At 35.4% G+C, this 1,233-nt stretch carries 1 protein-coding gene; it reads right to left on the minus strand.

The features are described 5' to 3' along the window. Positions 1-136 precede the first annotated feature (136 nt). Positions 137-1,024, minus strand: a complete 888-nt coding sequence (locus tag CXF78_RS00975) for a hypothetical protein (RefSeq protein ID WP_102035726.1) — start codon at positions 1,022-1,024, stop codon at positions 137-139. Positions 1,025-1,233: the final 209 nt, after the last annotated feature.

Consider the following 1,233-nt stretch of genomic DNA (forward strand, 5'->3'; position numbering starts at 1 on the left):
TTGTGTGTTTCCCTTGTTTGTTCGAGGAAAAACTCACCTGCATTTAATGGTAATGATGGTGCTATATTTCCCGTTGCACTCACACACCCAATCCCAAATACAGCCACAGATCCTACTACTAACACTACTTTTAATATCAATTTGCATTACTCAATAAATTACGCACATAAAAATTACGATCTGTACTCAGCTGATGTCGATTAGATTCCAATGCCGCTTTTTTGAAATCACTAGCCTTGATATGTATATTAAAATTAACAAATTTATTACTCAACCTTGTCAATCCAAGATTAAAAATCATATCAAATAATGCTAGCTTAACATCGTCAGGGTAAGTCGAGAACGTAGAGTATCCATAGAGACCTTTTAACTCTTTTTCAAAATTTACAATATGAGAGTCCCTAATTACATCAATATCTGTATTAAGAAGTTCCAACTTAGTAAATTTTTTGTAATAAGCAGCATTAGGTAGTTTCTGTGCGCCCTGAACTCTAACCCATTGTGCTTTTATGAGGTTAAACTCATCTTCAATCTGCTGAGCGGTTGCGGGCACACGCGTACTACTAACAAAAAAAGGTACCTTTTGAGCAGCCTGAACATCGGTCATCATATGCCCAACACCTACAGTGACTTGACCGACAGTATCTAAATACATATGCGGTACACGCCCCTCATATTTCTCTAGATTTTTCTTCAAAATCACTTTGAGTGAACCTGAAATAGGTACTACTAAAGCCGCCAAATGTGCACTTAATTTTTCGTTAAACTTACGATGGGAGCGACCGTTTACATCGATTTTTCCGTCAGGACGAACCATGCCAACAGGTTTACTTTGAAATATCTTAATCGCTGCGACTGTTTTTGAATGCTCTGGACGAGAACCCAATCTACCGTCCTCAACCAGTTTTATTGTAGGTGGTATAAGTCCTAATAAATTATTTAGTGCTCCCTGCACGGCTTTCACATCATTTGGTGTATTTACACCGCCCACCCCTACAGATTGAGTGATTATTAACTTAGCCATTGTTACTCCTTGTAAATGTCTAAACGTTTTAATTAGCACTGACTTATAAAATTTGTAACTTATTAGTGCATCTAAACAAAATCTAGAAAATCTAGAAAATCTAGAAAATCTATAGAAAGAATATACTTGAAATAGTAAACAGGTTAAATCATCAGAAATGATAGCTTTAAAATTAAAAACAATTACTTATGATAGTTTTAGAATAGATT

Origin of the sequence: Shewanella sp. 11B5, from assembly GCF_002836795.1 — a bacterium.
Lineage (GTDB): Bacteria > Pseudomonadota > Gammaproteobacteria > Enterobacterales > Shewanellaceae > Shewanella > Shewanella frigidimarina.